Annotated in this window: 5 protein-coding genes; 1 reads left to right on the forward strand and 4 read right to left on the reverse strand. The window is 59.2% G+C overall.

Annotated elements, in window-relative coordinates; all coding sequences use genetic code 11:
• Nucleotides 1–177: 177 nt before the first annotated feature.
• Complete coding sequence (locus NW819_RS10195; RefSeq protein ID WP_414328732.1) at nucleotides 178–1,116, reverse strand: prohibitin family protein; 939 nt, start codon at nucleotides 1,114–1,116, stop codon at nucleotides 178–180.
• 80 nt (nucleotides 1,117–1,196) lie between these two features.
• Nucleotides 1,197–2,000: a prohibitin family protein gene (locus NW819_RS10200; protein WP_414413669.1), complete on the reverse strand. Its 804-nt coding sequence runs from the start codon at nucleotides 1,998–2,000 to the stop codon at nucleotides 1,197–1,199.
• Nucleotides 2,001–2,248: 248 nt separating this feature from the next.
• Between NW819_RS10200 and NW819_RS10205 the strand changes: the two genes are divergently transcribed.
• Nucleotides 2,249–2,524 (forward strand): hypothetical protein, encoded by a 276-nt coding sequence (locus NW819_RS10205; RefSeq protein ID WP_414413670.1) that lies wholly within the window; start codon nucleotides 2,249–2,251, stop codon nucleotides 2,522–2,524.
• 19 nt (nucleotides 2,525–2,543) lie between these two features.
• Here NW819_RS10205 and NW819_RS10210 read toward each other — a convergent pair whose 3' ends face one another.
• Entirely contained in the window at nucleotides 2,544–3,161 is a 618-nt protein-coding gene (locus NW819_RS10210) for a 4Fe-4S single cluster domain-containing protein (protein ID WP_414413671.1), read from the reverse strand.
• Nucleotides 3,162–3,346: 185 nt separating this feature from the next.
• A partial coding sequence (locus tag NW819_RS10215) for a ComEC/Rec2 family competence protein (RefSeq protein WP_414413672.1) occupies nucleotides 3,347–4,972 on the reverse strand: 1,626 nt, incomplete at its 5' end.

The following is a 4,972-nucleotide window of genomic DNA, read 5'->3' on the forward strand; positions in this document are numbered from 1 at the left end:
CTTGCATCGAGTACGAGCTTTCCCCCTGAGTTGGATTCGGCGCAACTCTACGAGGGATCCCAGCCCAGACCCCTGGCGGTAGGATGTCAACGAACTCGAATGACATCCCTTCGCCTTCACATCTGGACACACTTTATACTCAGACTTTTAAGTCTGTACTCCGCAACTTTGCTGAACCTACTGCCCTCTTTGCAGGGCTGCCTGATGGGGATCCACATTGAGAAACACGGTGGCATCGCCCTCGACACGGATGATGCGCAAAGGGGGCAGCGAGCCCGTCGGGTTTTGGATGCGCTCTTGCAGCTTCTCGTAGAACAGCAGATCCGCCAGTTGCGCGTTCTGCGCTGCCGCTTGTCCTTTCAGCTCAATGGCCCGCTGGTTGGCCGCCGCCAGGATTAACAGTCGCTCCGTCTCTTTTTCCTGGATCTGCGCCCGCACTGCCGCCGTTTGTGCTGTAATCGAGGCCACCTGTTTGCGTTCAATCGAGTCTCTTAAGGCTTGTGGGAAATCGGGGTTGCCCAGAAACAGGCCCTCCACCTGCACCAGAGGCAGGGTTTGGCCATCGCGGTTGACAGTGGGCATCTCTTGGCGAATCAAGTCCAGCGCTCGTTGTTCGATGGCAGCCCGCTGGCTTTTCCGGTAAAAGTCTTCCGAATTGAAAGAGGCGGAGATATCCCGGATTTTGGAGCGCACCACCGGCACCACCACCGTGGAAAGATAGTTCTCGCCGATGTTGGCGTGCAGCTCGTCCAAAGTGGCGAGGTTGGGCTTGAGGGCAATGGCTACATCGATGGCAAAGGCTTGCCCATCGGCGGTGTTCACGGTGATGGCGTTGCTGATGGCATTGGCCGAGGCGGGGTCGTTGGTAAACTCCCAAACGCGGGTGAGCACGGTGTAGGTGATCGGCGTCTCGATCCCTGGGATCCGGAAGATGGCCCCTGGCAGTTCCACCCGCCCCTTCTGCAACCCGGAAAAGGTATTGAAAACTACAGTGGCATGTCCGGGCAAAGTGACGTACAGGCAAGCGCGGAGCACTCCCAGGGCCGCCAAGACGGCGATCCCTCCCGCGGTTAGCCAACCGGCTCTGCTGTGGGGTGCTTCTCCTGTTGGATACATGGCGGCTGCTCCCGTTTTAGGGTCGGTGAGAAGAGCTGAGGAAATTGGGGACAGGCTAAAAGGATTGATTTCCTGTTGAGTTATTTGGTGATCAAAGTTTCCAGACGGGATCCCAGTACCGCGGCTTTGACCACCTCTAGGTACTGCGGATTTTGGGTGAGGGCCTGTGCTTTGGCTCTCAATTGACCGGCTTCTGCCTCCGCTTGAGAAATGATGGCGCGGGCATCTTGGCGGGCCTGCTCGATCTCAAATTGCTTTTGCGCCAGTTGATTTTCAGCAATGGTCTTTGCCTCAATGGCCGCTACAAAATCGGGATCGAAATCCACATCCCGCAGCAGAAAATCCAAAACCTCGATGCCGTATTCCTTCAGCAGAAGAGCCACCCGTTCGCGGATTTGGCCCTGGAGCAGCGGACGCTCGGTAGAATACAGAGCCTGGGCGGAAAAGCCGCTGGTCTCATTCAGAATGACCGACCGGACGATGGGGGCGATGCGATCCAGGTAATTTTCCCCCAGTTGCGTATAGACCTTGGGGGCGTCCACAATGCGAAACTGCAGCGTCGCCTCAGCCGCAATCTGCTGCCCATCCTGAGAAAGGGCCACCAGCCGCGGCGCGTAGGCAGTCGGGTCGTTGTCCTTCCAGGTGAGGGCCTGCGTTTTTACATCGAAGGTAACCGTGCGCGAGACAAAAGGCGGCACCCAATGCAGACCTGGCTGCAAAGCCATCGGGCTCACCCCCCCTCCCCAGGTGAACACCACCATATTTTCTCCGTTGCCCACCAGTCGCAGCGGCCTGCCCATCGCCACTAGGATCAATACGGCTCCGGCAAGGGTGGCCTTGGGCAACCAGCGACCAACCCGCCTCTCCCAACCTTCTGCTCGCATCTCCCCATCTCCTGCGCATGCAGCCATTCTCGCGGCTGTGGGGAAATGAGGCTGAGAAATCGCCGCTATCTTTTAAGTTTTCTCCAGGGATCCCGCGAGAGATCCCGCGCTTGCTTACCCACTGTTCTCAACGATGTCGAGTTCTCTACAAAGTTCACAAAAGATCACTTCATACTTTGCAAAGACCCGTGACGGACAGGCGAAAAGGGAAGAAGATTAAGACATAATAAAGATTTGGGTTGCCGTTCATGCTGTCCATTCCCGATTACGAGCGGCGAGACATCCAAGTGCCACTCTCGTGCATCCCCATTGCCGCCCGGGCCTTGATCCGGCAGGGGGTATCCATCTGCTGGCGGGAAGAGAGCCTGTCTGCCCTAATTCGTCTCGGATCCAAAGGAGCCGCCGACCGAGCCGCCATTCTGCTGGTGGAAATGAGCCTCATGGGCCAACCTGAGGAGCTAAAAAGCTGGCTGGAGATGTGCTGGCAACTGCCCGCTTGTCCCAGGGAACCGCTGCAGGTGTAGGATAAAGGATCACTGCAGTTCAAGAGCCTGCCTCGTCGAGGAGAAACTGGCTGCCGTAGCCGGTAACGATGCGGGTTCCATCTTTGAGGATATGAATTTCCACCTGGTCACTGGCCCAATTAAGCTGGTTTTGCAAGGCGGGGTTGAAGACGTGCACCCGCTGGTTGCGGGAAGAGACCAGCGAGTGGGGGGAGTGAATGGCCTGAGATTGGAGATAGGGGCCGTCCACTAAAATATCCAGCTCTTGCAGCAGCTCCTGGGCGCCGGGAGGAGCTTGGGGGGAGTGCAACTGTTCTAGGGTAAAGCCGGTAAAAGACATCACTGTCAGCCCTTTGGCCTTGAGAAGCCGCGCCAAGCTGGCCAGGGCAGGAGCCTGCCAGAAGGGTTCCCCGCCGGAGAAGGTTACCCCTTGATTTTTGGGGTTGCTTAGGATTTGGGCTGCTAGGTCGGTCACGCTCACCAGTTGATGGATGACAAACGGCCAGGAAGCCGGGTTGAAACAGCCTGGGCACTCCCGCAAGCAGCCCTGCACCCACACCACCGCACGGCAGCCCGGCCCATTCACTTCCGACTCGTCCACATACCCCATCAGGTTGAGATAGCCGGGAGGAATCTGGGCCAGAAAGCTCAGCGCCATCTCTGCCTTGGACATGGATCACCCGCTGCAAAACCTCTTGAGGCTATTCTTAGCCTAATTGGCAGCTATGCTCATAAGGCAGTCATGAATCAATAATTAACGCTTGAGAACGATTGAGGCTCGTAGTTGCAAAAACAGGATAACTGGGAGGCTGCTGAGAAAGCTGCCTGGTCTGGAAACCGGCCCTACTCCAATTGCGCCCTCAGGGTTTGCACTCCCCGTCGCGACCAGCTCACCGCTCCAGCTCGATCGGCTACGTAGAGGGGCCGTTGTTTTTGCCGAAACCAGGCAGTCACTGCTTCGCTGACAGGGCCAGAGCTAATGCCCGCCTGCACCTGAAAGCGCTCCAACAGATCCAAAATCAGGGATCCTCCGTCCCACCACAGCCAGTCGATCTGGGCCGGCATCAGTGGGGATCCGGTTAGCTCGGCTTGCACATGGGTGCCGGCAGAGCCCAGCAGCAGCCAATGGGATCCCTCAGCCTCCAGTGTCAACACCAGGGGATTGGTGTAGACAGCTTGCAGCCGCAGCCGCTCCGAGAAAGGCATCCGATCGCCTGGCTGCAGCACCTGATAGGGGATCTGGGCAGCTTGCACAGCACTGAGGGAGCGCAGGTAACTTTCGGAAGCCGCATTAGCCCCTCCCCCATCCCAGAATTGCCCAATCGCGTTGGCGGGACGTACTCCTTTGGAGAAAGCCGACAGCAGGATCTCCCAGCCGCCATTGGCAGAGCCGACAGAGGTCATGGCCACCGCCCCGTCCAGACGGTGCAAGCCCTGCTGCCGCAAAAAGGGCAACACCGTGCGTTCTGCCAAACGGGGATCCCCGCTGTTGAGCAAGAGGTGGCGCCCTTCCGCTTGAATGGCCAGGATGGGAATTCGTCCACTGGCCAAGGCGGTAATTTGGACCGGCGGCCCCGGCCACATCCTTGGACCCAGGAGGATGGCGGCCATGATCAGGGCTGTGCCCTGCCAGCGGAAGGCCTGTCGCCACCGCGGCCAAAAGGTTAGGGCCACCAGCGCCCCGTAGAGGAGCAGGCACTGGAGCAGGGAGACCCGGCCGGTGTAGTAGGAACTCAGAGGCCAGCTGGCCATCCAGTTCACCCAGTTGATCAGAGGCGTGATCAAAAACGTCAAGGGCCGGGCCAGCAGGGATCCCAGCCCCGGCCAGAGCAAAGCCCCAAACGCCACCCCGAACCCCGCCACCAGCAGCGGCACTAGCAGAATCAGCAGCAGCGGGTTGGCCAGCAGCGAGTAGGTGGGGATGCGGCCAAAGATGGCCACTTGCAGCGGCAAGGTCCAGATCTGGGCTGCCAGCGGAACGGCCAAGGCGGTGGCCACAGCCGGAGGCAAAAAGTCCAGCCGGGAAACAATTGGGGCTGTTCCGACCAGCAGGCCCAGGGTGGCGGCAAAGCTGAGCTGAAACCCCAGGTCTGTAATCCACAGCGGCTCGTAGATTAAGAGCAAAACTGCCGCCACCAGTAGCGTCCCCAGGGGATTGAGCTTCACCTTTCCTTCCAGGCGCGGCTCCGTCAGCACCAGCATGGCCGCCGCCCCCATCAGTGCTGCCCGCAACACCGAAGGGCTGAACCCCGTCAGGGCAATGTAAAGCCCCAGCACTGCCAGAATGATCCCCTGCTGCAGGCGCACCGCCAGCCGGCGCGTCAGGACAAACACCACCCCCACCAACAGCGACACATGAAACCCAGAAGCGGCCAGCGCATGGGCCATGCCGATTTCCCGGAAGGCATCCTGCAAGTCGAAATCCAATTGGGCGGCCCGGGATCCCAGCACCAAGGAAGCCAACAGATT

This window comes from Synechococcus sp. R8-2, assembly GCF_047461715.1.
Taxonomy (GTDB): domain Bacteria; phylum Cyanobacteriota; class Cyanobacteriia; order Thermostichales; family Thermostichaceae; genus Thermostichus.